Annotated in this window: 20 protein-coding genes and 1 tRNA gene; 7 read left to right on the top strand and 14 right to left on the bottom strand. The window is 26.7% G+C overall.

From position 1 onward, the window contains the following. Positions 1–25: 25 nt before the first annotated feature. The gene (locus RAM17_RS08485) at positions 26–358 is read right to left on the bottom strand and encodes a DMT family transporter (RefSeq protein WP_110447651.1); all 333 of its coding nucleotides are present in this window, start codon (positions 356–358) and stop codon (positions 26–28) included. 508 nt (positions 359–866) lie between these two features. On the opposite strand from RAM17_RS08485, the gene RAM17_RS08490 reads away from it, so the two are divergent. Continuing rightward, positions 867–1142: a hypothetical protein gene (locus RAM17_RS08490; protein WP_110447650.1), complete on the top strand. Its 276-nt coding sequence runs from the start codon at positions 867–869 to the stop codon at positions 1140–1142. Next, on the top strand, positions 1135–1296 hold the full coding sequence (locus tag RAM17_RS08495; RefSeq protein WP_181414649.1) for a hypothetical protein: 162 nt from the start codon (positions 1135–1137) through the stop codon (positions 1294–1296). Before RAM17_RS08490 ends, RAM17_RS08495 begins: the two co-directional genes overlap by 8 nt. Before the next feature lie 904 nt (positions 1297–2200). Here the strand turns inward: RAM17_RS08495 and RAM17_RS12685 are convergent. From RAM17_RS12685 to RAM17_RS08515, 5 genes are all read right to left on the bottom strand, one after another. Then, the gene (locus tag RAM17_RS12685; protein ID WP_444848744.1) at positions 2201–2383 is read right to left on the bottom strand and encodes a phage integrase; all 183 of its coding nucleotides are present in this window, start codon (positions 2381–2383) and stop codon (positions 2201–2203) included. A gap of 250 nt (positions 2384–2633) precedes the next feature. Next, positions 2634–3062: a hypothetical protein gene (locus tag RAM17_RS08500; protein ID WP_110447649.1), complete on the bottom strand. Its 429-nt coding sequence runs from the start codon at positions 3060–3062 to the stop codon at positions 2634–2636. 388 nt (positions 3063–3450) lie between these two features. Next, the gene (locus RAM17_RS08505; protein WP_086364385.1) at positions 3451–3651 is read right to left on the bottom strand and encodes a hypothetical protein; all 201 of its coding nucleotides are present in this window, start codon (positions 3649–3651) and stop codon (positions 3451–3453) included. 661 nt (positions 3652–4312) lie between these two features. After that, complete coding sequence (locus tag RAM17_RS08510) at positions 4313–4939, bottom strand: hypothetical protein (RefSeq protein ID WP_146208315.1); 627 nt, start codon at positions 4937–4939, stop codon at positions 4313–4315. Positions 4940–6350: 1411 nt separating this feature from the next. Then, positions 6351–7331 (bottom strand): replication initiation protein, encoded by a 981-nt coding sequence (locus RAM17_RS08515; protein WP_110447647.1) that lies wholly within the window; start codon positions 7329–7331, stop codon positions 6351–6353. A gap of 642 nt (positions 7332–7973) precedes the next feature. Here RAM17_RS08515 and RAM17_RS08520 point away from each other — a divergent pair. Further along, a complete protein-coding gene (locus RAM17_RS08520) occupies positions 7974–8870 on the top strand; it encodes a hypothetical protein (RefSeq protein ID WP_110447646.1) in 897 nt (298 codons plus the stop codon). Positions 8871–8996: 126 nt separating this feature from the next. Here the strand turns inward: RAM17_RS08520 and RAM17_RS08525 are convergent, their stop codons facing one another. From RAM17_RS08525 to RAM17_RS08535, 3 genes are all read right to left on the bottom strand, one after another. Next, positions 8997–10115 carry a site-specific integrase gene (locus tag RAM17_RS08525; RefSeq protein WP_110447645.1) on the bottom strand — a complete coding sequence of 373 codons (1119 nt, stop codon included), beginning with the start codon at positions 10113–10115 and terminating at the stop codon, positions 8997–8999. A 553-nt stretch (positions 10116–10668) separates the two neighbouring features. Beyond that, positions 10669–11226: a 3'-5' exonuclease gene (locus tag RAM17_RS08530; protein ID WP_110447644.1), complete on the bottom strand. Its 558-nt coding sequence runs from the start codon at positions 11224–11226 to the stop codon at positions 10669–10671. Between the two features lie 136 nt (positions 11227–11362). Continuing rightward, positions 11363–11599 carry a hypothetical protein gene (locus RAM17_RS08535; RefSeq protein ID WP_110447643.1) on the bottom strand — a complete coding sequence of 79 codons (237 nt, stop codon included), beginning with the start codon at positions 11597–11599 and terminating at the stop codon, positions 11363–11365. 302 nt (positions 11600–11901) lie between these two features. Here RAM17_RS08535 and RAM17_RS08540 point away from each other — a divergent pair, with 302 nt between their 5' ends. Both RAM17_RS08540 and RAM17_RS08545 read left to right on the top strand, forming a co-directional pair. Then, positions 11902–12342 carry a hypothetical protein gene (locus tag RAM17_RS08540; RefSeq protein ID WP_110447642.1) on the top strand — a complete coding sequence of 147 codons (441 nt, stop codon included), beginning with the start codon at positions 11902–11904 and terminating at the stop codon, positions 12340–12342. Between the two features lie 17 nt (positions 12343–12359). Continuing rightward, positions 12360–12746 (top strand): hypothetical protein, encoded by a 387-nt coding sequence (locus RAM17_RS08545; protein ID WP_110447641.1) that lies wholly within the window; start codon positions 12360–12362, stop codon positions 12744–12746. A 47-nt stretch (positions 12747–12793) separates the two neighbouring features. Here the strand turns inward: RAM17_RS08545 and RAM17_RS08550 are convergent, their stop codons facing one another. The 5 genes from RAM17_RS08550 to RAM17_RS08570 all read right to left on the bottom strand — a co-directional run bounded on the left by RAM17_RS08550 (position 12794) and on the right by RAM17_RS08570 (position 15610). Next, positions 12794–13294: a helix-turn-helix transcriptional regulator gene (locus RAM17_RS08550; protein ID WP_181414648.1), complete on the bottom strand. Its 501-nt coding sequence runs from the start codon at positions 13292–13294 to the stop codon at positions 12794–12796. A gap of 44 nt (positions 13295–13338) precedes the next feature. Further along, positions 13339–14574, bottom strand: coding sequence for a tyrosine-type recombinase/integrase (locus RAM17_RS08555; protein WP_110447639.1), 1236 nt, complete (start codon positions 14572–14574; stop codon positions 13339–13341). 192 nt (positions 14575–14766) lie between these two features. Continuing rightward, positions 14767–14842: transfer RNA gene (locus tag RAM17_RS08560), tRNA-Lys, on the bottom strand. Positions 14843–14947: 105 nt separating this feature from the next. Next, positions 14948–15262, bottom strand: coding sequence for a DMT family transporter (locus RAM17_RS08565; protein WP_110447638.1), 315 nt, complete (start codon positions 15260–15262; stop codon positions 14948–14950). A gap of 24 nt (positions 15263–15286) precedes the next feature. Further along, entirely contained in the window at positions 15287–15610 is a 324-nt protein-coding gene (locus RAM17_RS08570) for a DMT family transporter (protein ID WP_110447637.1), read from the bottom strand. Positions 15611–16223: 613 nt separating this feature from the next. Here RAM17_RS08570 and RAM17_RS08575 point away from each other — a divergent pair. Together RAM17_RS08575 and RAM17_RS08580 are read left to right on the top strand one after the other, a co-directional pair. Then, positions 16224–16880: a nucleoside recognition domain-containing protein gene (locus tag RAM17_RS08575; protein ID WP_110447636.1), complete on the top strand. Its 657-nt coding sequence runs from the start codon at positions 16224–16226 to the stop codon at positions 16878–16880. Beyond that, positions 16873–17346, top strand: a complete 474-nt coding sequence (locus tag RAM17_RS08580) for a YjiG family protein (RefSeq protein ID WP_110447635.1) — start codon at positions 16873–16875, stop codon at positions 17344–17346. The genes RAM17_RS08575 and RAM17_RS08580 overlap by 8 nt, the downstream gene beginning before the upstream one ends. Positions 17347–17359 lie beyond the last annotated feature (13 nt).

The raw sequence follows: 17359 nt of genomic DNA on the forward strand, positions 1-17359 counted from the left end.
TTTATTATTAGGGTTTAAATCTATATCAATGTCCTGAAATATTTGAAAAAAGATTAATAATTACTACTCCAAAAATAATAAATCCCATACCAATCAATGCAGCAAGATCCAATGACTGTTTTAAAAAAATCCAAGCAATTAAACTAATAATGATAATCCCTATTCCCGACCAAATTGCATAAGCAATACCAACCGGTATCGTTTTTAAAGCTAATGATAAAATATAAAAAGAAGCACTATAACCAATTATGGTAATTATTGAAAAAGTCAGATTAGTAAATCCATTAGATAATTTGAGTGAAGATGTTGCAATCACTTCACAGATAATTGCAGCGAAAAGTAGCAGATATGCGTTCATAGTTTTACTCTCAAATTGGTTAAAATTTTAATAAATAGAATATAGACTTGTTATGATATATTTTGTGAACAATTGAGATAATTAAGCGAGCTAAATCGTTAATAATTTATGAAATATTACATGTGTAAAATGGTGGCTTTACAATAACTATTAATAACCAATTAATATGAATAGCAATTTGCCACTATTTACAAAAATAAATACAAAAAGTCAGCTATTTCTATATGACTTATTCATTATACCTAAAATTTAGTGACTTAGCAGTGCCTTTTTAGATTGTACAAATCTAAAGTTTTTTATTCTAATAATAATGTTAATTAATAATATAAATTTCAAAAACGAAAATATGTTATATTTGAATTTGATTGTTAATTTTTTGAAGATCCTTAAAAAGGAAGATGTTTAATAGTAGATCGTGAAGGAATAACCCTAGACCAATTTATTATTATACAGTGTCATTAAAGTACAAGTTCAGTACAATAACAGAAAGTTACAACGATTTAAGAGAATGAAATTAGTTGCACCTCAAGATTTAAAAAACTACCGCATTTATGTATTAAAACAAAGAAAAGGCGGAAGTGAAGTACTTCTAGAAACGAGAACAAACACAACAAACTTTGAGCTAGCAAAAGCCGCTTTTTGGCAATTGTATAATACGCACTATGATAATAAGCATCTATTATTAATGACTTGCAATAGCAAAAAGTTATACATTTATCGTTATCAATCATCTCCCGGCGATGAATGTTATATTTCATCTGATACAGAGTTAAATTATGAATAGAGAAAGACAACGAAAAAATGAACAAGCTTATCGAGACAGGAACGCTGGACGCCCTCGTTTGCCAGGTAAATATTTAACAGAACAAGAGAGTGAACTCCTCAAAAAATTAGCCACAATCTGCGGGACTCAAAAAAAGCTATTTTTGCCGGGTTAGAGCTATTAGATGAAAAATTAAAAAAAAGATAAAATAATTATTGATTAATCGTTCGCGCAATCAATTGTAATCACAGAGTTTAGAGATAATTCGATTGATCTGATAGACTCCAGAATCATAGTAAATATACAATTGTGAAAGATTTTAATTTTCCCACTACATCTCAAGAATGACACTGAATGACGTATCAATCGCAATTTATGCCAACCGAAATCATTTATCTTATAAAAAGATCGCAGAAACAGTCAGTAAAAAAATTTTGAAGACAATCATATTAAAATAATATTAATAACCGACCAAAACCGAATAAAACCAATTACGGCTGCCATTTTACCACCACTTAGATGTTATTAAATGGATTTTGTCTAATGGCATCCTCAAAGTGATTGGGTGCAAATTGAGCCTAACGCATTGTCATTTTAATATCTGTATGACCAAGTATTTTTTGCAATAGTAATATATTATCACCATTCATCATAAAAAGGTCACAAAGGTATAACGCAAAACATACAATAATTGCTGATCTGGTAACTCTATTTCAGCTCTTTTAATGGCAGAACGGAAAGCCAAGTAATACGGAGTAAAAAGCTGAACATTTTTTTGGAATTTAATTAAAAAGTTCATCATTTATAGGGACGGGGGTTATGCTTGCCTTAAGTATTAATATAGGTAATTTTCCCGTCTTTGACTTGAGAGCTTTTTAAACTTTCAACTGTACTCCATATGGCATCAGTTGCTAAACCAATTTTAACAATGACCGTTAAATCTTTTGCTTTGCTCTACTCCGCTGATGCTAGTAACAATTTTATTTGGTCTGGGAGCAGGTACGCCATTTCTTGCTCATCAATTGTAAATTGTCTGATGCGCTCAACCGGTTTTTTATGTTTCTATTATCCCATTAGTATCAGTTATTAAACATCGATTTTATATAGGCTAACTCAAGGTTTAACGTTCGAGGTACAACGGTTTTAACTCGTTCTGGGCGATATATTTCACCATTCAGCCGCTTGGTGCGGTAGTCTGTAAAAATTTTCGATGTAAATTTATTAGCTAGTGGATTATTAATGCTTTTAGAAATAAATAGCAAACTAGTTTACACATTTTCACCATCACTTAACGCCTTACCACGGGCGTCGAGCCAAATTTCGATTAGAGCTAATAAGCACCACCTATCATTTTTTCAGCAATCTAATGCTTAGTTATTGCTTGCTCCTTTATATAGTTTTCGTATGCGGCCTCGCCTTTTGTGACAAACGTTTTTCGAATGCACCACCCATCTTCCAGATATTTCTCAAAAAGCCACTTGCCATTTTTTTGTTTTCTGATAGACATAATTGTTAGTCGTCGCTATATAAATATTCACAAAGCCCATTAATATTGAACGTTGATACCGATGTCTTATCGTTAAATGTATATAAAAGATCAAGATCAACAAGATAGTTTTCAAAAGATGATACAAATTTTTCGTTTTTACAGAGTTTTTTATCAAAAAATATATCTGCATATATATCAACATCTTTTTGAAGAAATTCATCTATGCTACCTTTATAACGGTAATCATGAATTATTGATTCATCGGATGAAATTATATTTCTTAATGACATCTTATCGTCAACTTCTATTGGAAAATCACCGAATTTTTTTTCATAATTTTTTTTTGCAATTTCAGCTAGTTCTCTTAGTACATCGCTTTTATCAGCAAAACTTGGTGATGTAAATAAAATGCATGCAGCCAAAGGTAAAGCTAATGCAATAATTTTTTTCATCTCCCTATCCTTATTTTTAGTTCTTAAAAATACTATTTTTTAATAGCATATATTCATCATCTGCTATTGCTTCTTCTTTTTTTAATTTCGAAATACGCTTTAATTTCTCCAAATCATCGTTTGAAAATTCAATAGATTTTTCTATATGTTGTCATTGATGTTAGGGCTTTCTTTACCTGTATATAGCCATTTGAGATTAATCCCTGAGAGCTGAAACGCTCGCCGTGTTCTCGTAAAAGCGGTATACCAACCTTGTTCAGTTCACTGCCAAATTGTGATTGTAGTGATTACACCTATATCAATATAAGCAAATTCTCAATTTCACTAAGCTGAATTACTAATTTACGGTTAATAATAATAAAATTAAGAAAGTGAATTAATACTTATTTCAGTTTTTTCTTTTTTGATCTAATCGCTGTTCAATTAACTTTTCTTGAATTGATGATCCTGCTGCAATGTTATTTATATTTACTTCCGTATTTACTTTGACCATTAATTTCATTTCGTCTTCTGAAAACAAGCTTTTACATAATTGACAGTAAGTTGATAAATAATTAAGAGCATACTCTTTATTTTTATCGAAAATCAAAATAGCTCCATCTAGTTCAGAGTTATTTTGATATTAAACATAAATTAATTTATCGTAAAGAAAATTTTTTCTAAAAGCATAATTATAGTAGTTAAAATATGGCAGTTTATAAAATGCGGATGACGTGTATTTAGGAAATAACTAGTTACTATTAAAACTATCTCTTACTTTAGTTATCAATGTCGCAATCTGATTACCATTTATAACTCGTTGTACTGCTAATTGATTAGCCATCCGTATTCCATTTAAGTTCTCTATTAATTCTTTAGAGTCAGCTGTTACAATTTCAATGCTAATTCTTCTACTATATTATTTAATATAATAGCTGTGTTAAGTATCTGTTTGATTTTCAACAATATTGAAATCACCATAAATTTTTTTTAACTCTGGTTCAGCAATTTTAAATAAACATCTTTCAAACTTTATTTTTTCTTTGTTTGTATATGCCATTTTATTACCTCCTTACTAATTCTTTCTAAAAATCAATATAAAAGTTATATCATAAATTTCATTTTTGTATAAATAAAGTTGTAATTTTGAACTGTATGACTACACTGCACGAAAACGAAAGATCAACGGAGGATCAAACAATATTTTAAATTCTGACAAACTGTATATATATAAAAAAATCTCACAGGTATCGTTATAGAAAGATAGGTCATTATTTCAAATCAGAATCATCAAAAATAGAATAATCGAATTTCCATTTGTGACTTGGATTTCTATTACATTGCACAATATTTTCACTATAATTTTTATTTATTTTTATTTGTCTAAGTGATAAGTTTCCATCACATTTATGTACATTACATTTCCCTGTAATTTTTGTAATAAAAACCGCTCCATATCTATTTGATTCAAGGCTATACCCTAATGGTAAAAGAAGAAAGCGGCATCTAATTAGTAATAACCCAATTACAAAAGTTACCGCCAAAATCCCCAAAAACAGTATAAACAGAAAAATCACAAAATAGTTTACATTTAAAATATCTGTAAAAGCATTTGTAAAAATGGTTATAATATCAGCTAATAAACCTATAGCACTAATAATACTTATCCATTTTGTTTTTACTGTTTTCCCTACAATACTTAGTTTCTTAATGCTATTTCGACTCATAAAACAATCATTTTTAGCAACTTGAGGATTATTGATAACTATTGGACCATAATTATTTCCCAGTATATTGTTATTTATATTATTATCGCCGTTTATTTTATTGTGATTTATTATTGATTGATTAAGAGATTTTTGTTTTTCTCCACAATAGCAACAAAATGTTGAATCCAATGGTATCTCTTTTTTACAACAAAAACATATCATATTATCTATACCTAAATTAAGATTAAAAAACAGATGCTAATTACATCTGTTTCGATTATCTCTTATATATAAATATTGCTAATTAATCAAGTAAATAAGGTTCAAATATTACAATCTCCTCTCCCATCCAATCATTGAGTTGTAAAAACCTGACCTAAAGTGGTTTAATTTCGTTTCGGGCAAATACTTTTGATGCCTTTTCTGGATCACCAAATCCACTCGTATTTTTAGGAGAGATCCCCATCAGTGATGGTGGTACTCGGTGTGCTGTTAAGACATCATCTTGAATGACTGATTTAATATCGATAAAGTTATCTTTAGCTGCAACCCCACCAACTAGAATAAGTTTTAAATCATCCTATTTACCATTAGGAACATACATTAATAAATTACGAAAGTTACCTAGTCCGCGACTGTTTGTATCGCCTTTTTTAGTTCATCAATATCTTTTTCATTACGTAATTGATTTGATAAATATAAAATAAATTAGGCATGCGAATCATTTTTAACATAACGCTGCCTAAATACTATCTCTAGGTTATCCAGCCAAATCGAATTAATGGGAGCTAGAAATTTGGATAATTCATAAATGTCTTGATTGATATCAGGCGCTAACATATTCCATATCGGGCCTTTTTGAATTCGTGATCCTCAAAATTTTGATATATGTACCAATATTGGCTTGATTCAACGGCTCACGGGTATATTTTGCCAACGTTATTTTTAACCCATCGATTTGCCTCATCATGTTTGCGCGTTTTCCTAAATAACAATTTCCTAAAATTAAATAATCATTTTCTATTCGTTCAAATGATTAGCGAAATAGATACTTATGATGAATAAACGTACTATAATTAATATTATTTTGAGAACAGAACAAGGTTAGTCTTACCACTCAATGAAACGGCGCTCTTTCTAGCCCTTTACCAGCCCACCATAAATAGACGTGACTAAGCTTTACGCATAAAAATTCCACTTAAGTGGTTTATACACCGTTGAACTAACAAGAGGTCAATCTCGACGTTAAATTTTGCTAGCATTAATCCAATTTAACAAAAGAGTATTTTTATGACAGGGGTTATTTAAGATTAGGTAAACAGGCAAAATATAAACCATATTAAAAATATAGTTACCGCCACTTAATATTTTTTAAGATTTTATCGGAAGGAAAGGCAACAGGTAAGTTATTGATTTTATAGAATTTTAATGGTGGGTTGTGAGGGCATCACTTTAAAAAATATCATATTAATTATATTTAATTAATTTCACCAATTCAACCTACCGTATACAAAAACGTATACAATTTTTTCTGTTATATTCATAACAATGTGTTTAGTATAACATAATAAAAAAGGTACTTAATAGTACCTTTCAAAAATCACAAGACTAGTCCCATACCTATTTTTTTTGCTTTAATATCACTATTTTTTTCTTCCATTTTTCTTTTGTTATAAAATTTTTTATCAGTATTTATTTTTGCTTTATTTTCTACATCAGAGTATTTAAAGTTAAAAATAAATTCAATTGCTTCAACATATTTACTGCTATTATATATTTTATTATATCTAACACTTATATTTGTATACTTATTAATTTCGTTTACTGCTTTATCAATAACACTTTCTCTAAAAGAATTAAATCTTAAATATTCATTTTTTAAGTCTAAACATTCTTTTAGTTCTTCAATTTTTATAACTCTTTTTTTAATGTTTTTATATTTAAACTCATTTAACATTTCATAAATTCGTACAGAATGTTTATTTTTAAAATTAACAACATGCTTTAAGTCATATTTACTAAAATTATCTTTTAAATCAATAAGATAATTCATAATTTCATTACTAAATGTTATTTCAAAATAGCTTAAATTATTGTAATATTTTTTTGATGAAATAAATCTAAATTCATGTTTTATTTCATCATTTTTAATTCTCACAACTCTATTAAATAGTGAATCTAACGTTAAATTTATTGTGTTATAAAAGTCACTTTTTTTAATTTTAAATCTATCACAAAATTCATTAGATTTTATTTGTATTGTTCTTTCGCAAAATTCTTCTCGTGAATCAAGCTTAGATATTGCTAATAAAATAATTCTTTGTTCGTTTAAACTTAGCTTATAACTAGCATTAACTAAATAATTACTTTTGTATACAAGTAATTTTTGTTGTTGTTCTTCTGTTTTTACTTGTCTTATAACATCATTATTTTTTTTATTTTTTGTTTGTTCTGCGCTCGTTGTTATAACACTGTTTTTAGCAACTGCTTCATCAAATTCTTTAATTATTTCATTATCAAAATCAATATCATCATCATCATCAAATAAATCAAAAGCATTATTACTATTATCTATTATCATAATTATTCTCCATTTTTTATTGTTTTTATAATTTTGTTATAAAAAAATATATGTGTTTGTCAACATAAAAACAAATTTATTTTTGTCATGCAGTTAGTTTTTTATGTCATGTGGTTAGTTTTTGTTGTTATGTAGGTTAGTTTTTTATGTTGTATTAGTTAGTTTTTGTTGTTGTGTAGTTAGTTTTTTGTGTCGTTCAAGTTAGTTTTTTATGTCAACATGATTTTTAAACCCTTACGCTAAAAGGCTTTGTAATATGTCTAAATATATAAACAAGTAATAAATAAATAAAAATAGAAAATATAAACACTTTAAAAAATAAGACTTGTATATAAAAATAATGTCGTAATTTTTTTACAAAAAATCACGTCATGTTACCAACCCCCAAACCCCCACGCATGGGGGCTTATCTTCTTGCGAAGAGTATTTTATTTATTTTTTTGTTTTTTGTTTAGATTCGCTTCTAGCGAATCTCAAGCCCCCATTCACCGATGTGAATGAGGTATAACAATAAAAAAGAATTGGCGACAACAAAAACTAACCACATAACATAAAAACTTTTGAAGTTGTGTTGACAATATTAAAAAAATGAATAAATAAATATATATACATAATAAAAATAACAAAAAAAGGAGTGTATATATGTATACGTTTGATGATTGTGAAACAACAATAAATGAAGTTCTGGAAGCAGAACATTTTATTATTACAAAAATTAAAAAAGACAAGTTTTTTAAAAATCCATTAATTACAGAATCCAAAATTGCAAATTATTTAATTACACATAAAGAACTAATTAAAAAATTAAGAATTTTAAACAATAAAAAAAAGTGGAATATTTATATAAAGCCCATTAATCGTTTTTTTTACTACATGATTTTAGATGAAGTAGAAATAAAAAAATTAGATGAAATAAAAAAGTTACTTAGCTCAATTTTTATAAACTTAGTTGTATATACAAGTAAAACTCACTGTCAAGTTTTATTAAAACTTGACAAATTAGTTTTAAAAGAAGAAGATTATTTATTAATATACAAATATTTAATTAAAAAATATAGTAAAACTAAAAAAGAAAATGAGCATGGTTTTTATTGTTTTTTTGATGATTTTGTTATTAATAATTTTACTGATGAAGAAATAAATGAAGATGATGAAAAAGAAAAATTTAGAATTTACGCAACTTATATTAGACAAACATATCATATTGATTTATTAGTAAAAAGAATTAAAAAACTTATAAAAGAAGAAAAAATAGAAGAAACAATAGACACACAAAATGAAGATAGAACAACTATAACAAAAGAAAAATGGAAAGAAAAATTAAAAATTATTGATATTAAACATAAAGATATAACAGGTTTTGACAAATACTTGCTAATTATAAAAGAATTATTGAAAGAAAATTATAATAAAAATGATTTAATAAATTTTATTCAAAAAAATATTATAAAAAATAATGAATTAGATGTTATTGATTTAGTAAATAAAGCATTTAATGAGTTAGCTAAAACAAAACCAAAAAAATTTAAAATAAAGTAATTTAAACCTTTTTAACAATATTAAACCCTTATAAAATAAGGGTTTTTAAATTCCGCTACGCTTCTAATCTTCAAAAACAACAAAATAACTTCGTTATTTTATTATTTTTAAAGATTGCTATATTAATTAATACGGTCTAAACGTTTTATCATTATTTAATGCTTTGTTTTTATTATAAATATAAGTAAAATCTCTATTTTTTGTGTGTTTAATTTTATGTGTTGCAGTAGCAGAAAAACTTTTATTACGTGTTCCGTGCTGATAATTGCCATACTCAACTTGGCTTTTATCTGTTCTATGCCCCAAAAACTTTGCAATTGTATCATCATCAATTTTTGATTTTTTTAAGTCACTGGCTACTTTATGACGAAAACTATAAAGTGACACATCACTTTTATATTTTCTATAAAAAATTTTAGTTAAACTATTATAATCTTTCTCTGATTGTTTAATTTCGTATTTTTTACCACTAAAATTACTTCTAACAATTTTTATAAAAAATTGTTTATATAAATCACTTTCAAAATCAACACTTACTTTACATGTTCTTAGTTTTTGTCCCGCATAATCATTAACTTTAACGCCACAAATTGTCGCTTCAATATAATATTTTTTATCAATTTTAATTGCTTTTAATTCTATACCATTTTTAAACTCTGCTGGTCTTAGCCCAAAAAGACTATATACTAATAACTGTTCTGTATATTTATTTTTTTGTTTTTCGGAAAGTTCATTTATAATTTTTTCAATATTTTCAAGTTTTTTTAATGTCTTTTTTTTACTATTATTTTTGTTTAATTTTGGTTTTTGTTTATTAATAGCAAATTGTTCTTTAAATAAGACCGAAAGTTTAAAAGCTTCATCAGTTAATTTAATCATATCTTCCATATTTTTTTGTTTTCGTGCGTTATCGCTACGCTTTTGTAATTCTTTAATTTCACTAATTAAACCAAATTTTAAAGATGCTTTGTACAAGTCATAACATGCTATAGTTTTTGCTTTATGCAGTAATAAATTAACTTCATTTTTTTCAATATTATTATTTTTTAATAATCTTTTATAAGTATTCAAATATTGTTTATATGTTTTTTCATTTTTAGTCGTATGTAAATCTAACTCGTCTAAAATTTGATTAATATAATAATTTTTACAAAGTCCTAATGGTCTTTTTGAATCTAATGCCAGTACTTCAGCTTTTAATTCATAAAATTCTAGCAAGTCTTTTTGTTGTTTTGTTAGCTCCATAATGCCCCCTTATCATTTCAATTAACTTTTTTGTTTTATTTTTTAGCTGTTTTGCTAAAAAAATAGAGTTTTGAGGGCATATTAAGCATTGTAAATACAAGCAAAGCTTGTATTGTTCGCTATATTGTTTTTATTATTTTTTTATTTTTCGCTACAGCATCAAATTAAAAAAATAATAAAAAAAACATGCTCAAATTATTTTGATTTCGCAAAGTTCACTAACTCGTTTCACTTGTTCGTTCTCAATGCTCATCACAATAATGGGTAAGTTCGAGCTCATCGCTCGTCAATTTTTTTACTTTTCGTCTCACTTCAAAGTAAAAAAACTGAACACTTACCACCTTATTCAGACAAATTGTTTTGTCTGAATAAGGTATTTATAATTGTCTAATTTAATGAAAAAATTTTGTCGGATTTTATACCCTCAACATATACTTTTTTATTAATTTTTTGCGTTTTGTCAACACCCAAAACACACAAATTAATAATAAAAATTACATAAAAAAAGCAAAAAAAAGGCACTAACAAGTACCTAATTTTTTATTTTTTATGTTTATTTTTGATTTATTTTTTTGATTATTTTGCTTGTCATCAAACAATCATTTAATGCTTTATATGTTCTATTTTTTTGCTCATTTAAAAGTTTAAATTCATCATCTTTATAATAATGTGTATATGCAGTTAGAAGAGATTGGAAAGTATAATTACCATAATCTTTATTCCAGTCTTTATATACATTGTTTGAAAATAAATTCATTACACATTTAGCATCAAAATTTATTAATTCAAGTTTATTAATATTCAATGTACTTTTTAAAATATCTAATAAAAATGATGCGTTATAAATGTATACTTTTTTATTACATAAAATACTTTTTAAATCATCATAAATATCTAAAAATGTGGGTGAATTTTTAACAATTTCATCAGTTATTTTGTGAATTTGTATAGCAGAATCAGATATATTCTTTTTGGGTTTTACAAGTGTGTTTAATAAAACTTTTTCATTGTTATTTACTATTGCTATTTCTACAATTTCATCATCAAAATTTTCATTTAACCCCATTGTATGTGCATGCATAACTAAATATTCTTTATTGTTTTTATTCATAAAATATCCTCTTTTTTATTATTGTTATTATTAATATTTAATAAAAATATTATTTAATTTTTATTTAATCAAAATTATTTTTTGTAAAAATTTGAATAAAAAAAAGACACAATTAAGTGTCTTTTTAATAATTTTTTTATTTAATTTTTTTAGCTTTTTCTATTGCTCTATTAATCAATTTTTGTTCACGTAATTCTTTCATTTGTTTATTTTCATCAAATTTATTTCGTTTAACTCTGCTTTCAACGTATTTTTGCCATGCTTCTTCTTCATCCTGATCTCTTATATCAGCTCCGCAACTTTTTAAAATTAGTAAAAAAGCCCAGCCCAAAAAAAACACAATAATACCTAAATTTATAAATGTTAATTCCATATATATATACCTCTTTTTTTATTGTTTTTATTATGTATATATATTTATTTATTCATTTTTTTAATATTGTCAACACAACTTAAAAAGTTTTTTTGTCGTATAAGCAAATAAATCATTTTTTATACTTATTATTTATAAGTTGTTACTTTTTAATATTTTTTTTGAAAGATTTGAACGATCAGTCACACCCTTTATGATAGAAATAAACTATCATAATATATTAAATTGATCTGCAAAACCGATCGATATATAATTTATTTATTTTTATTTAACTTAAATTTTTCAAAAAAAAGGAGGCGAAAATGCCTTACAGTTATAGTGGTGTCGTTAAAGATATTCAATATCAAATAGAAAAACAAAAACAAAGATTGGCTTATACCATTCCAGCCGATGATGGTAGTGAAGAATATGAAAAAAAAGTTAAGATGATGACAAATCAAATTGCTAATTATCAATTAAATATTCAAAATGATACAGAAGTCATTTATAACTTATTGTTTCAAAGGGATTTTTTACTAATAGCAATTAATCAATTTTTAACAGAGACTGATCATCAAACAAAGCAATTTTTTATTAATTTTTTGAATAAAGTTAAATCAGAAAAAGAAGCTGATGAACAATATAAACAAAAATTCAAAAACTGGGTTTATCAAGAAAATTTTTCAGAAAAACTAATTTGGGAAGTTAAAAACCCTGACAAAATCAAACATAACCCAGTTCTAAATTTTCCTAATTTTCAATAATATAAGGATAAAAGGTAATGAGCTATAATGGAATAGATGATCTAATTATTAATTATGAAAAAACTCAACAAGAACAACAGAAACAACAGCTAGAGCAACAAAAAATTGAAGAACAAAAAAAATTAGAACTTAAAAAAAAATTAGAGAAAAATAGAATTGAACAACAAAAAGCAATTTGTAGAAAAAACTTAATATTTTGGTTATTAATTTTTGTTTTTGAGTATTTATTAACTACATTTATATTTAGTTCAATTTTTAATACAGCTAATCCAATAAAAATAATAAAAATTTTTGCAGGTCTGGGATCTGGTACACAAATGTTTGTTTTTGTTGGTTTTTACTTATTTGCTACAGGTATTATTTGTTGGGCGTTAAGTTATATAATTGTAAGACCTGACAAATAACAAAAAAACATCTTAACAATAATATAAAAGAGGGTTTACCCTCTTTTTCATAAGACTTTTTTTAATATAAGTTTTTTTGAAGATGAATTATCTTTTTTTGGTAAAACTTCATTTAAAACAATATATTTTTCTACATTACCAGCAAAAAACAAATCAACTTCATCAATTTTTATACACGGCATAACAAAACCTTTATTAGTTAAAAAATTATGTTTATATTTTTGTAATTCTTTTAAAGCTGTTTGTTTAGTAATCAATCTATTTATATCTAATTCTTTTTCTAAATTTTGCGTATTCTCAACAACAATTTTATCTTCATTTGCATCATAAAAACTATTAAATCTGGGTCTGTTATATAGCCAATCTTTTATTTCTTCATACAAAAAACACATCTTTTTTTTACCAATCTGTATTGGTTTAGGTAGTTTAATAGTCTCATCATTCAACCATCTATAAATTGTAGATTCATTACAACCAAGTGCATTAGCAAGCTCCGCAAAACTTATTGTTTGTATAGATACTTTAAAATCTGATAAGTATTTTTTCATAAAAAACATTCGAAATAACAATAAATAACATATTAAATATAATATTACAAAATTGAAATATTACTAGCTTTTTCAACATAATTACTCCACCATATCATTAATTCGAATCGTTTATCAATATATTTAGCATTGTTATAAATCGCCCTGACCTTATTTTTATCTACATGCGATAATGATATTTCAATTAGATCTTGATGAAATTCTAAACTTTCATTTAATACAGTTGAAGCAATAGATCTGAAACCATGAGCAACTAATTTGTCCTTATAACCGATTCTTTTAAGCATTGTATTAACTGTTTCTTTGCTAGTATGCTTGTTTTTATCATTTAAATATTTTCTATTTATAAATACATATTTATAGTTGGGTGGTGTTATAGCTTTCATTTTTTCTAAAATTTTTAAAGCTTGTGGAGATAATGGCACTATATGCTCTCTGCGCATTTTCATATTATCATTCGGAATAATCCATAATTTTTTTATAAAATCAATATCTGACCACTTCGCTGTAGCCGCTTCGCTTGGTCTAACCATAGTTAAAAGCTGAAAATAAGCAAGTAATTTAGTTTGTTGTGTAGCGGGATATTCATTAATAGCTTTTAGAATTAATGGTAACTCATCTGGCGGTAAAGTTGGCATATTTTTAGATCTATGTGTGACAAATTTTAGCTTATCAAACTTATTATATTCAATAAATCCCATTGTTTTAGCATATTCAAAAACTCGACCTATAACTTGGCAGATTCGGTTTACTAAATCTGTCTTATTTTGATTAATAAGTGGCTGTAAATATTCTCTAAAGTCTGCTGGTATTAATTCATTTACATTTTTATTAACTAAATTTTCATGAATAAGAATATGATTTACTATTATATTTGTGTTTCTTCTAAATGTTCCTTGTGTAATTTCTCCTAGATCTAAAAAATTCAATTTTTGATGATTTACCCATTCCCAAAATATATTTACAAATTTAAATTTTTCTTCTTTTTGTTTTTGTTCTTCTTGTAGTTCGTTGATGTTTACGGGATCTATACCATTTGATATTAGGGTTTTAAATTCATCTCTTATTTCTCTAGCTTCGGCAAGAGAAATGAAAGGATATTCCCCCAAGCTTAGCTGATTAGGCTTTTTTGTATCGGGTCTTAAATATCTAAACCGCCAAATTTTAGACCCACTTCTTTTTACTAATATAGATAAACTATTACCGTCACTTGCTTCATAATTTTTATCTTTAATTTTTAAATTTTTAATTTTTAGGTCTGTCAATTTGTTAATTGCCACAAGCTTTCCCTACCATATTTGTATACGTTTATATGAATATTATAAGCGTATACAAAAACGTATACAAATGCATATGCAATTTAGTGCAATTTGACGCAATTTTACGCAATGAAATGCAAGTAATGTTTTCAGCACAAAGCCTTGTGCTACAAGGAATTTTTAATGATTATACATGAAGTTAAAAAAGAGGAATGGTGGGTTGTGAGGGGATCGAACCCGCGACCAATTGATTAAGAGTCAACTGCTCTACCGACTGAGCTAACAACCCACTAAAGGAATAAAAGCTATTGTATAGAAGTTTAGGTTTTAATGCAAATACTCTAAAATAAATACAGCCTAACTAACTAATTTTAAAAAATAAATTATTTTTTAATTACATAGTTAAATGCAAACCTACAATACCAACCACAATTATAGTAAGACCGAATATTCGACTAAAATTTTTCGGTTCCTTAAAAATAAACATATTAGCCAATACTGCACCTGAAGTACCTAGCCCTACCCATACTGGATACACAATACTTAAATCCAGATACTTTAATGAAAAATAAAATAATGAAAACGAAATAAAAAAACCGCCCCAATATAGCGTTAATCGGAATAAATTTTTTTGTTGTGAATAAAGTTTAAGACCTATAGCACCAATAACTTCAAATATTGCAGCAGTTAAAATAAATAACCATCCCATATGATATATCCAAATTTTAGTTAATTAGCTATCAGCTCGTTTAAGTTGCACAACACCAATAATAATTAATGCAACAAAAAATATTTCAATAAGTTTGATTTCTTTACCAAACAAGACCATATCTATAACTAATGAACCAATCGCACCTACACCAGAAAAAATCGCATACACTGTACCTGTAGGAATAGTCTTACATGCACTGGTTAAAAAGGTAAAATCAACAACGATTACCATTATGACAATAACCCAATGCCACCACTGACTTGCAGTAGTGAAACCAAATACCCAACACAATTCAAAAAAGCAGGTGAGAACAACAAATGCCCACTCTTTATTCCTGCTGTTCATAACGACCTCATCGATTAATTATTTTCAATTTTTATTGCTTAGTATTGTCTTTTCATTAATGTGTTCAATGAAACAAATGATGGTTCGCAAACAAGAACGTTTGCCACCTAAAGATTATGATGTTTATGCAGAAAAACAATTCAACCTTATATAAATTGCAAGATAATTATTGAAATATTTTTGTAATATTTCATTATCATTTTTTATCCTGCATAAATAATTTTATAACGAAGGATAAAAAATGGCAAGTCTATAATTATTGATAATTCAATGCTTTTAAATAACTTTCTTATTAAGAATAAGATATTTTGAAACCTTCATTTAGCCAATCTTGTTATTATTAAGAAACCTATCAAAAGCTGTAATTGCATTTTTCAATTTTAATTTAGATAGTTTGCTTGTAACCCAATTATCAAGGCAAGTTAGGAATATTAAAATAAATTAATTTATAAAATATTTTGAGGAAAGGGGTTTTTTTAAAATAAAATCAATATAGAATACAAAACTTGGCACTTTATTTAACTCTGAGAATCAAAACAAATAAGGTCCATTGAATAAACTTATTTAATACTGCGATTAAAGAATAAATCAAATAAATCAAAAGGAATCGACAATGTCAAAAAAATCGGACAATGAATTTAAAGTCGGCATAAAGGCTTATGTGTCACTTATTGTGGCCATACTGTTCTTTTCCGGACTATTTTATAACGTAGATGGAAAAGCTTGGTTAGGCGCATTTGATTTTACCAGTTTAAGTGGTAAGTTTGGTACAATGCTCCATCCGGAGAAAAATACATTTGTTGGTGAAGGTGGTAATAGCGCCAGAGCCGGCTTTATTTTCGCTCTTTCATTAATTCCAACTGTAATGCTTGCATTAGGTGTCTTAGAAATCTTTACCCACTATGGTACGATCCGTGCGGCTCACAAATTGTTAACACCATTACTTAAACCTATATTAGGCGTTCCGGGTAAAACAGGTTTGGCATTAATTACGGATTTACAAAGTACTGATGCTGGTGCGGTGTTAACCAAAGAATTATACGATGAAAAACAGATCACTAAAAAAGATCTCGTCATTATTAGTGCATGGCAATATTCTGGTGCAGGGTTAATAAATAACTATTTTTCTATTGGCTCAGCGCTTTTTGCGTCGATGTCTGTTGCAATATTTACGCCATTGGTCATTATGATTGTATTGAAATTTGTCGGTGCAATTTTTGTCCGCCTTGTATTAAATTCAGTTTACAAAAAGGATTTCATCAATGAGTAATTCAAGCAATCAAAAACAGACTAACAACCCTTTAGATATTTTTGTAATTGGCGCTCGTAAGGGCTTTAATATTGCCATTAACAATTTAATGCCAAATATTATTATGGCATTTGTTATTACCGAAATCTTAAAAAGACTCGGTCTAATGCAATTAATTGGTGAAGTATTTGCCCCAGTCATGGGACTATTTGGATTACCTGGTGAAGCAATTACCGTTTTATTGACAGCTTGGTTATCAGCTTCCGCTGGAACTGGTGTTGCTGTAAATTTAATTAGTGGTGGTATTCTCACTGGTACTGATATCACTATTATAGCACCAGCTATCTTCTTAATGGGCTCACAATTACAATATATGGGCCGTCTACTTGGTGTAGCTGATGTGCCTAAAAAATATTGGCCACTATTAATGATTAATAGTATTGTTAATGCGTTAATAGCTATGATCATTATGCGATTTATTGTGTGATAAAGGAGATATC

The sequence above is a fragment of the Gilliamella apis genome (assembly GCF_030758615.1).
Taxonomy (GTDB): Bacteria; Pseudomonadota; Gammaproteobacteria; order Enterobacterales; family Orbaceae; genus Gilliamella; species Gilliamella apis_A.